Genomic DNA, 15,084 nt, shown 5'->3' with positions numbered 1-15,084 from the left:
TAAAATGATGAGGATTTCGGTAAAATAGACAATGGATATATAAGAAACGATTATAGGAGGAAGACTACTATGGCAATTGTTGATGTATCGATTATTCCAGTAGGAACAGGTAATCCAAGTGTTAGTGAATATGTAGCAGAAGTACAAAAGGTGCTAGAGAAAAATGCGGATCGCGTGAAGTATCAATTAACACCGATGAATACAATTATTGAAGGAGATCTTCCTGTCATTCTAGAAGTAATTCAACAAATGCATGAAGTTCCATATACGAAAGGTGCGCAGCGCGTTGCAACAACAATTCGTATTGATGATCGTCGTGATAAAGTAAGCACAATGGAGAAAAAATTAAACTCTGTTCGATCAAAATTATAAAGAAAAGCAGCGATTTTCGCTGCTTTTTTCATATAGGAGGTAAATAAGATGAGTGAAAAGTTTAACGAACAATTTGACGGGTTGTTAGAGAAATACACGGAACTGTTACTTGGAGAGAGCAATGAAGAGAGAAAAGAACAGGTACAGAAGTGGGCACTTTATTCTTACATAGCGAAGACGATGCCAGCTTTAGTGAAGCATTGGAATGAGACGTATCCCGATGCGAAAGAAGAGATGGTGCAGTTAATTACGGATATTAAAAGGCTGAATGAAGAGAAGCGAAATGAGCAATAAAAAAACTTGAGGGAAATATAATCGTAAGTTTTCTGTATTAATATCCTTATATAATTTACATGGAATATTAAGGGTTTTATAGGCATGTCGAATATTTTCGACATGCCTATTTTATGCCTAGTAAACTCCATTTTTCTAAATGTCGAAAAATATTTCAGGTATATTTATAAGCGGAAATATAGGGTTTTAAATGTTTTTATAGTATTTTATAAATTATCTAAATAATTATTTGTATCCAATAATTTTAAACAATGATATAATTTTGAAGAGGGGTAAAAAACAGATAAATCAAGTCATAGGGGTGAATTACATGGAACAATTAATGCGAAATTCGTTTCTTTTCTTATCTAAAAATAAAGCGCTAACAAAACTGGCTAAAAAGTACGGTTTACGCTTTGGTGCAGGTCGCTTTGTCGCAGGGGAGACAATTGAATTAGCGACAGCAGCTATTAAGCAATTGAACAAGCAAGGACTTTGTGTAACAATCGATTATTTAGGGGAATTCGTTGATAATGAAGCGGAAGCAAATGAAATGGCTAACCAATCGATTGAAGCAATCCGTGCAATTGGAAGAGAAGGTCTTGATTCGCAGCTTTCTTTAAAGATGACTTCTATGGGATTAGATATCTCTGATGAAATCGTAATGAACAATATGCGCCGTATTTTAGAAGCGGCGAAAGAAAATGGTGTGTTCGTTACCATTGATATGGAAGACTATACACGCTGTGGTAAAACAATTGATATCTTTAAACAATTAAAATCTGAATACGATAATATTGGTACTGTTATTCAAGCTTACCTATATCGTACAGAAAAAGATATTGAAGATTTAAATGCTTATAATCCTAATTTACGTCTTGTAAAAGGTGCTTATAAAGAACCTGAAGAAGTGGCATTCCCAGACAAGAAAGATGTAGATGACAATTATAAAAAAATTATTAAAATGCACTTATTAAATGGAAATTATACTGCAATTGCTTCACATGATGAAGCGATTATTGAATATACAAAAAAACTTGCTGAAGAACACAACATTCCAAGGGATCAATTTGAATTCCAAATGTTATATGGTATTCGTAATGAGCGTCAACTTGAGCTAGTAAAAGAAGGCTACAAAATGCGTGTTTACGTACCTTATGGAAACGACTGGTATGGATATTTCATGCGTCGTCTAGCAGAGCGTCCAGCAAACGTTGCGTTCGTATTAAAAGGTATGGTTAAAAAATAACCAAGGAGAAAATACTCCTTGGTTATTTTAATTGCTGAAATGCATAATGTGCCATTTTCTTCGTATCAGGATACAGTTGCTTGCGGGTAGAAGATAATACAACATTAATGACACGTTTACCGTCTTTTTCATCCACTGTTACGACTGTATATTTGCCAAGTGCTGATAGACCGCTTTTACTTCCAATCGCATATGGATCGTCATATAGTTCTTCTCGTCCGTAGTTTGCGATGTTTGGAGAGCGTTCTGAAGTATGTAGAGTTGTACGCGTTGAATTCATATATTCTAAAACAACTGGATACTTTAATGCTTCTTTCGTAATAATAGCAATGTCATATGGTGATACTTTATTCCCAATTGCATCAGCACCACTTGCGTTTTTGAAAGTCGCATGCTTTGTACCAAGTTCCTTCGCTCTAGCATTCATCATTTTCACAAATTCATTTTTTGATCCTGCAATATGTTCTGCAATTGATTCAGCTATTGGATCTGCACTAATGATAAGCATAAGTTTTAATGCCTCATCACGCTTTAATTTTTCTCCAGCACGAAGTTTAATTTTCTTGCTTTGACTTTCTGTTTTAATTGCGTTTTCTGTAACCGTAATTTCTTCATCTTCTTTTACATTCTCTAGTAAAAGAAGGGTTGTCATCATTTTGGCTATACTAGCCGGATAAGAGCGTTCGTCTTCGCGTTTCCCATACAAAATTTCACCTGTGTTTGCATCGATTGTAACCCCATATTGCCCAGTAATGTTGGGTTGATCAGCTCTTACAGCTTGTTGTCTTTGTGCATAAGAGAAGAAAATCATCCCTGTAAATAGTGTGGCAATCATTACAATCATAACTATTGTTCGTTTCATTATAATTCCCTCATTTGTTACAAATAAATTGGGCAGAAAAAGCAGCCATTAATCATTATGCCACGTTCTCTGCCCAAAAATATAGCGTTATTTTTCGCCCATATTATGCTTTTTATATTGTTGGTTATTACCTTGACGTCCTTTTTCCACGCCGTGGTTATGCGGACCTGCGTTTCCAGTTACACTAGCTGCACTAATTCCAGCCTTTGAAGGGTTCTTCTTAAGTTTTGCCATATATATTCCTCCAGTTTCGTCAGATTATAAAAAGGGAAAGTGTATTTTAGTGAAGAAAATACATATATAGCATGGCCAAATGAAAGAAAAATATTTATTTCAGAAAATTTTATCAATAAATATATTGCGAAAATTTAAACAGTATCATATATTTATTAGTAGAGGCTCACTCATTGATTGCGACTTATGTCGAAAAATTGAATGAGCATTCATTCAAGAATAGGGGGAGAATTGGATGTTCCAAATTAAAAAGGCTGCTGTTCTAGGTTCAGGCGTAATGGGTTCGGGAATTGCGGCACACTTAGCTAATATTGGTATTCCGACATTATTGCTTGATATTGTACCACCTGCGCTTACGAAAGAAGAAGAAGCGAAGGGACTTACATTAGAACATAAAAGTGTGAGAAATCGTTTTAGTAATACGGCTGTGCAAAAACTATTAAAGCAAAAACCAGCTCCTCTGACAGTGAAAGGAAATCTAGCACTGATTGAAGCAGGTAACTTAGAAGATGATCTTGAGCGTCTAGCTGATGTAGATTGGATTATTGAAGTAGTAGTTGAAAACTTAGATATTAAAAAGAAATTATTTGAAAAAGTAGACGCTGTTCGTAAACCGGGCTCAATTGTAAGCTCGAATACGTCAGGCATTTCAGTTGAAAAAATGGCAGAAGGTCGTTCAGACGACTTCCAGAAACACTTCTTAGGCACACACTTTTTTAACCCACCACGATATTTAAAACTTCTAGAGGTAATACCGACGAAAGAAACAGATCCACAAGTATTAAGCTTCATGAAACTATTTGGCGAAGACGTTCTTGGAAAAGGCGTTGTTATCGCAAAAGATACACCAAACTTTATTGGAAACCGCATCGGTACGTACGGTTTACTTGTTACTCTTCAAGAGATGGTAAAACGCGGCTATAGCATTGGGGAAGTTGATTCTGTAACAGGTCCATTAATTGGTCGTCCGAAGAGTGCAACGTTCCGTACATTAGATGTTGTCGGTTTAGATACATTCGTACACGTTGCAAATAACGTATATGAAAACGTACAAGAAGAAGAGCGTGATGTATTTAAAGTACCAGCTTTCATGCATGACATGCTTGATAAAAAATGGCTTGGAAGCAAAACAGGCCAAGGCTTCTTCTTAAAACAAGGAAAAGAAATTTTAGAACTAAATCCTGAAACGATGGAATATGAAGCGCGTAAAAAATTAAAAGCTGCATCCGTAGAGTTAAGTAAACAAGAAAAAGGATTAGCGAATAAATTGAAAGCGCTTGTATACGCAAAAGACCGCGCAGGAGAGTTATTATGGAACATCATTACACCAACTCTTTTATACTCTGCAAAACTTCATAAAGAAATTGCTGACGATATCGTTGCAATTGACCAAGCGATGAAGTGGGGCTTCGGCTGGGAGCAAGGACCGTTTGAAGTTTGGGATGCAATCGGCGTTGAAAAATCTGTTCAAAAGATGGAAGAAAACGGCGTAGTCGTTCCTACTTGGGTGAAAGAAATGTTAGAGAAAGGTTTCACTACTTTCTATAAACATGATAACGGCGATAGCTACTATTACGATAATGGCGAATATAAGCTAATCGAGCGTAATAAAAAAGCAATTTCTCTTAAGCAATTAAAAGCGAAAAATGGTGTATTAAAGAAAAATAGCGGAGCGAGCTTAATTGATTTAGGCGACGGCATCCTTTGCTTAGAGTTCCATTCGAAGAGCAATGCAATCGGTATGGATATTACGCAAATGATTAACTACGCTGTTGATGAAGTAGAAAAGAATTATAAAGGTCTTGTTATCGGTAACCAATCGAAGAACTTCTGCGTTGGTGCGAACCTAGCAATGATCTTAATGGAAGCACAAGACGACAACTACTTTGAAATTGAGTGGGTTGTGAAAAACTTCCAAGATGCAATGACGAAAATTAAGTACTCTTCTAAGCCAGTTGTAGCAGCACCATATGGTATGACGCTTGGCGGAGGTACAGAAGTTTGCTTACCAGCAGCGAGCATTCAAGCTTCTAGTGAAACGTATATGGGCTTAGTAGAAGTTGGTGTTGGCTTAATCCCTGGCGGAGGCGGTAATAAAGAGCTATACATTAAACACTTAAACAAAATGGCAAACGGTGTAGAGTTTGATCTGCAAAAAGTTGCAAATAAAGTGTTCGAAACAGTCGCAATGGCGAAAGTTTCAACTTCAGGACAAGAAGCAGTTTCTCATAACTTCTTAGGTGATAAAGATGGTATTAGTGTGAATGGTGATCACTTACTATACGATGCGAAACAGAAAGCACTTGCTTTATATGAAGCTGGTTATAAAGCGCCGATCCGTAAAAAGATACCAGTTGTTGGGGAAACAGGATATGCAACTCTTGCACTTGGTGCTGAAGCAATGCATTTATCTGGTTACATTTCAGAGTACGATCTTCACATTGCTAAGAAACTTGCATATGTCATTGCGGGCGGAAAAGTGCCGTACGGAACAGAAGTTGATGAGCAATATTTATTAGATGTAGAACGTGAAGCATTTATTAGCTTAGTAAGTGAGATGAAATCACAAGCAAGAATGCAGCACATGCTTGTAAAAGGAAAGCCATTACGTAACTAATAACGAGGGGAGATATCGTTCATGAGAGAAGCTGTCATTGTTGCGGGAGCAAGAACACCAATTGGAAAAGCAAAGAGGGGTTCATTAAAAACAGTTCGTCCTGACGATCTAGGGGCGTTAGTAGTAAAGGAAACGTTAAAGCGTGCGAATTATGAAGGACCAATCGATGATTTAATTTTCGGTTGTGCGATGCCAGAAGCAGAGCAAGGTTTAAATATGGCTCGTAATATCGGCGGATTAGCAGGACTTTCTTACGATGTTCCAGCTATTACGATTAACCGTTACTGTTCTTCAGGTTTACAAAGTATCGCTTACGGAGCTGAGCGTATTATGCTTGGTCACTCTGAAGCTGTATTATCAGGCGGAGCAGAATCAATGAGTTTAGTTCCAATGATGGGACACGTTGTTCGTCCGAATAGTCGCCTTGTAGAAGCGGCTCCAGAATATTATATGGGTATGGGACATACAGCAGAGCAAGTTGCTGTGAAATATGGAATTTCTCGTGAAGAGCAAGATGCATTTGCAGTAAGAAGTCATCAACGTGCTGCGAAAGCATTAGCGGCAGGAAACTTTGTTGATGAAACAGTACCTGTAGATGTGACGTTACGCTCGGTTGGATCAAACAATAAACTTCAAGAAGAAACAATCACTTTCGCACAAGACGAAGGTGTAAGAGCAGAGACAACGCTAGACATTTTAGGGAAATTACGTCCAGCATTTAACGTTCGCGGTTCTGTAACAGCTGGTAACTCTTCACAAATGAGTGACGGTGCAGCATCTGTACTATTAATGGATCGCGAAAAAGCAGTGAGCGATGGCATGAAGCCACTTGCGAAATTCCGTTCATTTGCAGTAGCTGGCGTACCACCAGAAGTAATGGGAATCGGCCCAATCGCTGCAATTCCAAAAGCGTTAAAACTAGCTGGCTTAGAGCTATCTGATATTGGCTTATTCGAACTAAATGAAGCATTTGCTTCTCAATCGATCCAAGTTATTCGTGAACTTGGTTTAGATGAAGAAAAAGTAAACGTAAACGGTGGTGCAATCGCACTTGGACATCCACTTGGCTGTACAGGAGCAAAACTAACACTATCTCTTATTCACGAAATGAAACGTCGCAACGAACAATTCGGTATCGTAACAATGTGTATCGGCGGCGGAATGGGAGCAGCGGGAGTATTTGAATTACTATAAAAAAAGTGCAGGTGGCTTGCTCAGAACAGGAGGGCGTTGGAAGCCTTGACGAAGAGGCGCTCTTTGCCTCGTAGGAAGAAGCGAAGGCACCGAACATTCTAGCCGCTGGAACTGGATTATAAAAAAATGGAAGCAACAAAGGTTTATAAAAACAAAAGGGAGAGCCAGCTTCTTTCAAAAAGAGAGAAGCGGCTCATGAAAATATGAAGGAGGAAATTTTCATGGAAAAAACAGTAGGAAATGCGGTTAAAGGCGGTAGCTTTTTAGTAGATGAGATTACGATTGATCAAGTGTTTACGCCAGAAGATTTTTCATCTGAGCATAAAATGATTGCTAAAACGACAGAGGACTTTATCGTAAATGAAGTTCTTCCAGAGCTTGAATATTTAGAGCAACATGAGTTTGATCGCTCAGTTCGTCTTTTAAAAGAAGCTGGAGAACTTGGTTTATTAGGCGCTGACGTACCAGAAGAGTACGGCGGAATTGGTCTTGATAAAGTAAGCTCAGCGTTAATCGCAGAGAAGTTCTCTCGCGCTGGTGGCTTTGCAATTACTCACGGTGCTCACGTAGGTATCGGCTCTTTACCAATCGTATTATTCGGTAACGAAGAGCAAAAGAAAAAATATTTACCATTGCTTGCAACTGGTGAAAAATTAGCTGCATACGCATTAACAGAGCCAGGTTCAGGATCTGACGCATTAGGCGCAAAAACAACTGCACGTTTAAATGCAGAAGGTACACATTATGTATTAAACGGTGAAAAACAATGGATTACAAACTCTGCATTCGCTGACGTATTCGTTGTATATGCAAAAATTGATGGCGAGCACTTCTCAGCATTTATCGTAGAGAAAGACTACGCTGGCGTATCTACAAGCCCAGAAGAAAAGAAAATGGGTATTAAATGTTCTTCAACTCGTACGTTAATTTTAGAAGATGCGTTAGTACCGAAAGAAAACTTACTTGGCGAAATCGGTAAAGGTCATATTATCGCATTCAACATTTTAAATATCGGTCGTTATAAATTAGGTGTTGGTACAGTTGGATCTGCGAAACGTGCAGTAGAAATTTCAGCACAATATGCAAACCAACGTCAACAGTTCAAACAACCAATCGCTCGCTTCCCATTAATTCAAGAGAAACTTGCGAATATGGCAGCAAAAACATATGCAGCTGAAAGCTCTGTATATCGTACAGTAGGTTTATTCGAAAGCCGCATGAGCACATTATCTGAAGAAGAAGTAAAAGACGGTAAAGCAGTAGCAGCTTCTATCGCTGAATATGCAATCGAGTGCTCTTTAAACAAAGTATTCGGTTCTGAAGTATTAGACTATACAGTAGATGAAGGTGTTCAAATTCACGGTGGTTACGGATTTATGGCAGAATACGAGATTGAAAGAATGTATCGTGATTCTCGTATTAACCGTATTTTTGAAGGAACGAACGAAATTAACCGCCTAATCGTACCAGGTACGTTCTTACGTAAAGCGATGAAAGGTGAATTACCACTTCTTCAAAAAGCACAAAAATTACAAGAAGAGTTAATGATGATGATGCCAGAAGAAGTGGGCGATGAGCCATTGGCACTTCAAAAATATTTAGTAACTAATGCGAAGAAAATCGGCTTAATGGTAGCTGGATTAGCAGCTCAAAAATACGGTAAAGCATTAGATAAAGAGCAAGAAATTCTTGTGAATATCGCTGACATCGTAAGCAACCTATACGCAATGGAGTCAGCTGTTCTTCGTACAGAAAAAGCAATTAAAACAACTGGTCTTGAAAAGAATAAACAAAAAGTGTTATACACTGAAGTATTCTGCCAAGAAGCATTCAACGAAATTGAAGCAGATGCGAAAGAAACACTTATCGCAGTTGAAAACGGCGACATGCTGCGCATGATGTTATCATCATTACGTAAATTAACTCGCCACACACCACTTAACGTAATTCCGAAGAAACGTGAAATCGCTGCGAAAATTTTAGAAGATGAGCGTTACACAGTTTAATATCTTTAAAGAACAGTAGTCGTTTATACGGCTACTGTTCTTTTTTTTTTTTGAAAAAAGAAATTTTTTAGTGACACAAAACTAATACCATTAGTATAATGAAACTAATGGTATTAGTTTTCGTGAAAAGGGAGATGGAAATATGAGAATAATACATGAACAAACGGTATATCAATTGTCATTTTTGCCAAGAGTGTTTCCTGTGAATTGTTACTTTGTGGAGGAAGAAGATGGTTTAACTTTAATTGATGCGGCTTTGCCATATAGCGCAAAAGGTATTTTACAGGCGGCTGAGAAAATAGGAAAACCAATTACTAAAATTGTATTAACACATGCGCATGATGATCACATCGGTGCATTAGATGCATTAAAGGAAGTACTTCCTCATGTTCCAGTCTATATTTCTAAGCGGGACGCAAAGCTGTTAGAAGGAGATACGACGTTACAAAAGGATGAACCGAATATACCGATAAAAGGCGGTGTACCTAAAAAAGTAAAAACGGTACCTGATGTTTTATTAGAAGATGGCGACCGAGTTGGATCGCTTCTTGCAATTATGACACCGGGACATACACCAGGATCCATGTCGTTTCTTGATGTACGGAATAAAGCTCTTATTGTTGGGGATGCATTCCAAACAAGAGGAGGTATGGCTGTTTCGGGACAAATGAAATTTTGGTTTCCGTTTCCTGCGATGGCAACGTGGAGCAAAGAAATATCATTACAAAGTGCAGAGAAGTTAAGCGAATATGAGCCTTCCTTACTTGCGGCAGGGCATGGGGAAATGATAAAGAATCCAGGGACTGTCATAGAGCTTGCTATTAAGGAAGCGAAACGGAATATAGAAAGTAAGAAAGAGGGTTAATTTATGTCACCGAGAATCGGACTTACATTACAAAAAATTGTAGAAACAGCGGCAGAAATTGCAGATACAAATGGAATACAAGAAGTAACGTTAGCTTCATTAGCGCAAAGGTTAGGGATACGTTCGCCCTCACTATATAATCATGTAAAAGGGTTACAAGATGTACGGAAAAATCTTGGTATTTACGGAATAAAACAGCTGCATAACAAACTGGAAGAAGCGGCCGAGGATAAACGTATGGATGAAGCAATTCATGCATTAGGAGAAGCGTATGTAGCATTTGTCCGAAAACATCCTGGACTATATGAAGCAACTTTTTTACGAGATGAAGAAGTAAGAAAAGCAGGTGACGGAATTGTAAAGCTTTGTCTTCAAGTATTACAACAGTATGGCTTAGAAGGAGAGAATGCACTTCATGCGACACGCGGATTCAGAAGTATTTGTCATGGATTTGCTTCGATTGAACAGCAAGGCGGATTTGGTTTGCCGTTAGATCTAGATATAAGTTTACATGTATTATTGGAAACGTTTATTAAAGGGTTACGTGAATAAGAAGCAAGGTAAACAAAAACCTTAGAAGTGATTCTAAGGTTTTTTAGTGCATATAATTCGAAAAGAGCGGTAGGCTTTTTCTCATTACATGATATTATTTAGCAGGTTTGAAAAATGTGTATATAGCTACGGAAAGGCAAACGAAAATAAAAGCAATAGGATCTTGATATGGACTAGGCTCAGAGCCCTTCTGGATTTCTGTAAGGAAGTCATGTGTTTTCATGTTCATTGCTCCTTTAACTAATAAGTTTTATATGATGCGAGGATTATGGTGGATAGGAAGTGTTTTTTGAAATTTCATATAATAATTATTGCATAGCCATCCTATTCCTAAAACTATAAAATATAAAGTTTCCATAATATGTAAAATTGCATATTATTCTTTTTGTAAATTTTGTTATATTATCACTATATTCAAATTCAAGTATTTTAATAAGGTAAATGAGAATAACTGGAGGGATACTGTGAGTAAAACAGTGTTAGAAGCGTATAGTGTGGAAAGAAAAATCGAGAATATAACATATAAAAATCTATTTGTAATGATAGCAATGATTATAGGGATTTCACTCCTAGGAGGATTATTTCTTGGTTTAGCCTTTGAGATTTATGGAGAAGAAGCATTAAGTACTAAATTAGAAGGATATTATTTACTCTTATTCGATGCAATTGTTGTTGCTATCGTTTTATTAGCCTATAAACCGGTTTTTCATTTTATTAAATCTATTTGGGATGTATCCGTTTTGAAGAGTGGGAAGACATATTTATATCTATTAATTGGTTTTATTATCATTGCAGTATCACAATATTTAATGTTACATGTGTTTAGTTTTGAAAGTGCAGCGGAACAAAAGGAACAATTAGGGAGTTTAAGGCTTCAAAATAGCATACAAAGTATTATATATGTGTTAAGTGTTGCTATCATTACACCGGTTAAAGAAGAAATTCTATTTCGAGGTATTTTATATCGATTTTTAGAAAAGAGATATAATTTTTTAGTTAGTATCATTATTTCTTCCTTCATTTTTGGAATTCTTCATGGAGGTCTTCTAATTACAGCAACGATTATGGGAATGGTATTTGCAATGTTATACAAAAAGACGCAATCTATTATACCTAGTATTATTTTACACATTGTATGGAACTTACTTGTGAGTATAAGTATGATTGTATCTCTATAAAAATAAATACATAACCAGTATAAAAGATGAATGGCTTAGCTATTCATCTTTTATTTTGTATGCACGTGAAAAAGTTAATTCATGTATACAATCAAAAAATAGCTAAATACTAACAGTGAACGAATAAAGAAAGGTAGGAGTATTCCATGCAAAATTTAACAGAGCTTGAAGTAGAAAACTTACGTCATTTAATTGGTGGACATGCAACAATTATTAACAAGTTGGAGCAGTATGCAGAAACGTGTACAGATCCACAATTGAAACAAATGTTACAAAAGGATGCGCAAGATGCACGAAATACGAAACAGCAATTAATGACTTTCCTAGGATAGGAGGAAGCGGAACATGAATGAAAAAGATATGGTAAATGATTATTTAGCAGGATTAAATGCAAGTTTAACAAGCTATGCAAATTATATTGCTCAGTCTGATAATGAGCAGTTACATCAAACGTTAATTCAAATTCGTAATCAAGATGAGATGCGCCAACGTAATATGTATGAGTACGCAAAGCAAAAAAGTTATTACAAACCGGCAGCACCTGCGAATCCAATGATTGTGCAGCAATTAAAAAGTCAATTAAGTGCGGAATAACAGGAAAAAGAAGACGAGCGAATTTATTCGCTCGTCTTCTTTTTTTATATGTCAATAAATACATAATAAATATTTTTCCAATTGTAACAAATATGACGAAAATGGAATATAACAATTCACAAAAAGGACAAATACTTTGTTCAATATTTCACAAAGTATCCATGGTTTCTATCGTGATAACCTCTATAATTAGGAGTGTAAAGAGCAAAAGAAATAGATTATATGATCAATTAGGAGAGATTGCTATGAAAAGACATACAAGAAAAATTGCAATTATCGGTACTGGATTAGTTGGATCAAGTTGTGCGTATTCCATTGTAAATCAAGGAATTTGCGAAGAGCTATTATTAATTGATATAAATCATGAACGTGCAGTTGGGGAAGCGATGGATTTATCACATTGCATTAACTTTACAAATACAAGAACAAAAGTATATGCAGGAAGCTATGAAGACTGCAAAGATATGGACATCGTTATTATTACAGCAGGGCCAGCACCAAAACCTGGACAAAGTCGCTTAGATACTTTAGGAGCGAGTGCGAAGATTATGGAAAGTGTTGTTGGCGGCGTAATGGAAAGTGGATTTGATGGTATTTTCTTACTTGCATCGAACCCAGTTGATATTATTACATATGAAGTGTGGAAATTATCTGGATTACCTAGAAATCGCGTAATCGGTACAGGTACATCATTAGATTCTTCTCGCTTAAGAACAATTTTATCTGAAATGTTACATGTAGACCCTCGTAGTATTCATGGGTATTCATTAGGAGAACATGGTGATTCTCAAATGGTTGCTTGGTCTCACGTAACTGTTGGTGGAAAGCCAATTCTGCAAATTTTAGAAGAACAAAAAGAACGATTTGGTGAAATAGATTTAGATGAAATTGTTGAGAAGACTGCAAAAGCTGGTTGGGAAATTTATAAACGTAAAGGAACTACTTATTACGGAATTGGAAATTCTCTAGCATATATTGCGAGTTCCATCTTTAATGATGATCACCGTGTCATTGCTGTATCAGCCATTTTAGATGGTGAGTATGGTGAATATGATATTTGTACAGGAGTACCAGCTATTATTACTAGAGACGGTATAAGAGAAGTTGTAGAACTCAATTTAACAGAGGATGAAGAATCTCGATTCGCAAAATCAAACGATATTTTACGTGATTATATGAAAACAATTGGTTACTAACTTATAGAAGAAGGTGAAACAAATGAAGGAATATATAATGTCTCGTGTATTTAAAGCATCTGCTGGAATCGCACAAGGTATTTTCGTATCCCTCGGAATTGGTTTACTGATCGAAAATATAGGAAGAATTGTTGATATACCATTACTTATTACAATCGGAGTTGTTGCAAAATCACTAATGGCACCGGCAATTGGTGCCGGAATTGCTTTTATGCTCGGTGCAAACGGTCTTGTAATCTTCTCAGCGATGGTAGCCGGAGCAATTGGTGCCGGATCCATTTCAATTACTGAAGCTGGTCTAATTATTAAAACAGGTGAGCCAATCGGTGCATTATTAACAGCAACTTTAGCTGTATATATTGGTAAACGTTTAAGTGGAAAAACTGCGTTAGATATGATGCTCGTTCCATTTGCGGCCATATTAGGTTCTGGTTTAGTTGGTATTTGGTTATCTCATAATATTACTCCTGTTTTAAATACAGTTGGAGCGTTTATTAAAGATAGCTCAGCTGGTAGCCCATTCATCGCTTCTATCGTCATTGCAGTCGTTTGGGGACTATTACTTATCTCTCCAGCTTCATCAGCTGCGTTAGCAATTGCACTTAGCTTAGACGGTGTTGCAGGTGGTGCTGCTCTTGCCGGATGCGTCGCTCAGTTTATCGGATTCTCTGTCATCTCAGCGAAAGAAAATAATTTAGGTGGCATATTAGCTCAAGCACTTTGTACTCCGAAAGTACAGTTACCAAATATCACTAAAAATCCAATGATTCTCGTCCCAACTGTCGTTGCCAGTGCTATAGTCGGTCCAGTATCCGCATTAATTTTCCAACTGGAAGCAGGAAAGGAAATTGCAGGTCTTGGATTAAGTTCTCTTATCGCACCAATTAATTTAATTTCCAGCCAAGGATGGGAAGTTCTCCCGGCGATGGTAATTACTTATATCGTCATTCCAGTAGCTGTTTCTTATATACTTTACATTGCTCTTAAAAAAGCAGGTCGTATTCACTCTGGTGATATGACTGTACCGCAATCTTAAATTGAAAATCTCCTTAATAATATATAAAAGCAGACTGATAAGCCACAGTCTGCTTTTTTGTCATGCTACATTCTATGATTTTGTTTTACTGGAACTCTTATCGGTTCTTTGGCCAATAAGAGCTGAACGCCGAAGTAAAGTATACTTGCAAGCGTCATTCCAGAAATGGCATCTACAAAGGCATGCTGCTTCGTAAATAGCGTTGATAAAATAATAAGTGTACCGAAGAAAGTAAGGATGTAATATTCAAAAGCATGCTGTTCTCTACGCTTAAAGGCAGCTAACATAATTACGAATGTAGTAAGAACGTGAATGCTAGGGAAACAGTTTACAGGTTGATCGATACTATAAATATAGCGAACTAGTTCAGAAAATACATCTGTCCCAACGACAGTCGGACGCGGTACAGTTGTTTGCCAAAAATAATAAATAGAAAAACAAGCAAGCTTTCCAAAAATAATACTACTTAAAGTGACATAATATTGCTTTCGGTCTGCAAAGCAGTAATAAATAAGTGCGCCGTATAAGTATGGAAACCAAAGTAAATAAGGAATAATAAATGCTTTTACAAATGGAATCCAATCATCTACTACAGTTGTAACGTCTACTGCGTGAACAGTCGATTTATTTAATACGTCGTAAAGGGGACTTACGAGTACGAGTAGAAGTATATAACTTAACGGAAGAAAAGATGAAAGTTTAAATTTCTTCATGTTGATCTCCTATGTTTAGTAATGTAAGTAAATTCAATTGATTATAATATAGAAACGTGAATTGGGCTATCGATTTTACTTACATTTTCTTGAATTAACCTTACGTTTTTGTCACTTGACTAAAAAGAAGGGAAGGGTGCTAA

General features: G+C 36.8%; 16 protein-coding genes. 13 read left to right on the top strand and 3 right to left on the bottom strand.

Going from position 1 to position 15,084, the window contains the following annotated elements; genetic code table 11:
• Window positions 1–69: 69 nt before the first annotated feature.
• The 3 genes from ACTFR8_RS20545 to ACTFR8_RS20535 all read left to right on the top strand — a co-directional run bounded on the left by ACTFR8_RS20545 (window position 70) and on the right by ACTFR8_RS20535 (window position 1,894).
• Complete coding sequence (locus ACTFR8_RS20545; RefSeq protein WP_001018860.1) at window positions 70–372, top strand: MTH1187 family thiamine-binding protein; 303 nt, start codon at window positions 70–72, stop codon at window positions 370–372.
• A gap of 48 nt (window positions 373–420) precedes the next feature.
• Entirely contained in the window at window positions 421–666 is a 246-nt protein-coding gene (locus ACTFR8_RS20540) for a YusU family protein (RefSeq protein ID WP_001290594.1), read from the top strand.
• 310 nt (window positions 667–976) lie between these two features.
• Entirely contained in the window at window positions 977–1,894 is a 918-nt protein-coding gene (locus ACTFR8_RS20535) for a proline dehydrogenase family protein (protein WP_000436772.1), read from the top strand.
• A 22-nt stretch (window positions 1,895–1,916) separates the two neighbouring features.
• On the opposite strand, the gene ACTFR8_RS20530 is transcribed toward ACTFR8_RS20535, so the two are convergent.
• Window positions 1,917–2,756, bottom strand: coding sequence for a D-alanyl-D-alanine carboxypeptidase family protein (locus tag ACTFR8_RS20530; RefSeq protein ID WP_000831466.1), 840 nt, complete (start codon window positions 2,754–2,756; stop codon window positions 1,917–1,919).
• Between the two features lie 87 nt (window positions 2,757–2,843).
• Window positions 2,844–2,990: a YuzL family protein gene (locus ACTFR8_RS20525; RefSeq protein WP_001096344.1), complete on the bottom strand. Its 147-nt coding sequence runs from the start codon at window positions 2,988–2,990 to the stop codon at window positions 2,844–2,846.
• Window positions 2,991–3,225: 235 nt separating this feature from the next.
• Between ACTFR8_RS20525 and ACTFR8_RS20520 the strand changes: the two genes are divergently transcribed.
• From ACTFR8_RS20520 to ACTFR8_RS20475, 10 genes are all read left to right on the top strand, one after another.
• Window positions 3,226–5,607 carry a 3-hydroxyacyl-CoA dehydrogenase/enoyl-CoA hydratase family protein gene (locus ACTFR8_RS20520; RefSeq protein ID WP_000486375.1) on the top strand — a complete coding sequence of 794 codons (2,382 nt, stop codon included), beginning with the start codon at window positions 3,226–3,228 and terminating at the stop codon, window positions 5,605–5,607.
• Window positions 5,608–5,628: 21 nt separating this feature from the next.
• Window positions 5,629–6,801 carry an acetyl-CoA C-acetyltransferase gene (locus tag ACTFR8_RS20515; protein WP_001206346.1) on the top strand — a complete coding sequence of 391 codons (1,173 nt, stop codon included), beginning with the start codon at window positions 5,629–5,631 and terminating at the stop codon, window positions 6,799–6,801.
• Window positions 6,802–7,022: 221 nt separating this feature from the next.
• On the top strand, window positions 7,023–8,807 hold the full coding sequence (locus ACTFR8_RS20510) for an acyl-CoA dehydrogenase family protein (protein ID WP_000416291.1): 1,785 nt from the start codon (window positions 7,023–7,025) through the stop codon (window positions 8,805–8,807).
• Between the two features lie 142 nt (window positions 8,808–8,949).
• On the top strand, window positions 8,950–9,672 hold the full coding sequence (locus tag ACTFR8_RS20505; protein WP_001220135.1) for an MBL fold metallo-hydrolase: 723 nt from the start codon (window positions 8,950–8,952) through the stop codon (window positions 9,670–9,672).
• Window positions 9,673–9,675: 3 nt separating this feature from the next.
• Entirely contained in the window at window positions 9,676–10,224 is a 549-nt protein-coding gene (locus tag ACTFR8_RS20500) for a TetR/AcrR family transcriptional regulator (protein WP_000074937.1), read from the top strand.
• 464 nt (window positions 10,225–10,688) lie between these two features.
• A complete protein-coding gene (locus ACTFR8_RS20495) occupies window positions 10,689–11,402 on the top strand; it encodes a CPBP family intramembrane glutamic endopeptidase (protein ID WP_065702912.1) in 714 nt (237 codons plus the stop codon).
• A gap of 146 nt (window positions 11,403–11,548) precedes the next feature.
• Window positions 11,549–11,734, top strand: coding sequence for a hypothetical protein (locus tag ACTFR8_RS20490; protein ID WP_001180551.1), 186 nt, complete (start codon window positions 11,549–11,551; stop codon window positions 11,732–11,734).
• A 13-nt stretch (window positions 11,735–11,747) separates the two neighbouring features.
• The gene (locus tag ACTFR8_RS20485; protein WP_001002987.1) at window positions 11,748–11,996 is read left to right on the top strand and encodes a spore coat protein; all 249 of its coding nucleotides are present in this window, start codon (window positions 11,748–11,750) and stop codon (window positions 11,994–11,996) included.
• A gap of 245 nt (window positions 11,997–12,241) precedes the next feature.
• On the top strand, window positions 12,242–13,192 hold the full coding sequence (locus ACTFR8_RS20480) for an L-lactate dehydrogenase (protein WP_000820650.1): 951 nt from the start codon (window positions 12,242–12,244) through the stop codon (window positions 13,190–13,192).
• A gap of 22 nt (window positions 13,193–13,214) precedes the next feature.
• Window positions 13,215–14,228 (top strand): PTS transporter subunit IIC, encoded by a 1,014-nt coding sequence (locus tag ACTFR8_RS20475; RefSeq protein ID WP_000666178.1) that lies wholly within the window; start codon window positions 13,215–13,217, stop codon window positions 14,226–14,228.
• 65 nt (window positions 14,229–14,293) lie between these two features.
• Here the strand turns inward: ACTFR8_RS20475 and ACTFR8_RS20470 are convergent, their stop codons facing one another.
• Window positions 14,294–14,941, bottom strand: coding sequence for a phosphatase PAP2 family protein (locus tag ACTFR8_RS20470; protein ID WP_000713762.1), 648 nt, complete (start codon window positions 14,939–14,941; stop codon window positions 14,294–14,296).
• Between the last annotated feature and the right edge of the window lie 143 nt (window positions 14,942–15,084).

The organism is Bacillus cereus group sp. MYBK15-3, assembly GCF_051916765.1.
In the GTDB taxonomy this organism is placed as follows: domain Bacteria; phylum Bacillota; class Bacilli; order Bacillales; family Bacillaceae_G; genus Bacillus_A; species Bacillus_A cereus.
Note: the sequence above shows the minus strand (reverse complement) of the source record. Positions and strands in the feature narration are given on the sequence as shown.

Bases quoted from the DNA above. Each gene is read 5' to 3' on its own strand.
- ACTFR8_RS20525 (WP_001096344.1), bottom strand. From the start codon at position 2,990: ATGGCAAAACTTAAGAAGAACCCTTCAAAGGCTGGAATTAGTGCAGCT.
- ACTFR8_RS20500 (WP_000074937.1), top strand. From the start codon at position 9,676: ATGTCACCGAGAATCGGACTTACATTACAAAAAATTGTAGAAACAGCG.
- ACTFR8_RS20490 (WP_001180551.1), top strand. From the start codon at position 11,549: ATGCAAAATTTAACAGAGCTTGAAGTAGAAAACTTACGTCATTTAATT.
- ACTFR8_RS20515 (WP_001206346.1), top strand. From the start codon at position 5,629: ATGAGAGAAGCTGTCATTGTTGCGGGAGCAAGAACACCAATTGGAAAA.
- ACTFR8_RS20510 (WP_000416291.1), top strand. From the start codon at position 7,023: ATGGAAAAAACAGTAGGAAATGCGGTTAAAGGCGGTAGCTTTTTAGTA.
- ACTFR8_RS20470 (WP_000713762.1), bottom strand. From the start codon at position 14,941: ATGAAGAAATTTAAACTTTCATCTTTTCTTCCGTTAAGTTATATACTT.
- ACTFR8_RS20535 (WP_000436772.1), top strand. From the start codon at position 977: ATGGAACAATTAATGCGAAATTCGTTTCTTTTCTTATCTAAAAATAAA.
- ACTFR8_RS20480 (WP_000820650.1), top strand. From the start codon at position 12,242: ATGAAAAGACATACAAGAAAAATTGCAATTATCGGTACTGGATTAGTT.
- ACTFR8_RS20520 (WP_000486375.1), top strand. From the start codon at position 3,226: ATGTTCCAAATTAAAAAGGCTGCTGTTCTAGGTTCAGGCGTAATGGGT.
- ACTFR8_RS20475 (WP_000666178.1), top strand. From the start codon at position 13,215: ATGAAGGAATATATAATGTCTCGTGTATTTAAAGCATCTGCTGGAATC.
- ACTFR8_RS20545 (WP_001018860.1), top strand. From the start codon at position 70: ATGGCAATTGTTGATGTATCGATTATTCCAGTAGGAACAGGTAATCCA.
- ACTFR8_RS20485 (WP_001002987.1), top strand. From the start codon at position 11,748: ATGAATGAAAAAGATATGGTAAATGATTATTTAGCAGGATTAAATGCA.
- ACTFR8_RS20540 (WP_001290594.1), top strand. From the start codon at position 421: ATGAGTGAAAAGTTTAACGAACAATTTGACGGGTTGTTAGAGAAATAC.
- ACTFR8_RS20530 (WP_000831466.1), bottom strand. From the start codon at position 2,756: ATGAAACGAACAATAGTTATGATTGTAATGATTGCCACACTATTTACA.
- ACTFR8_RS20505 (WP_001220135.1), top strand. From the start codon at position 8,950: ATGAGAATAATACATGAACAAACGGTATATCAATTGTCATTTTTGCCA.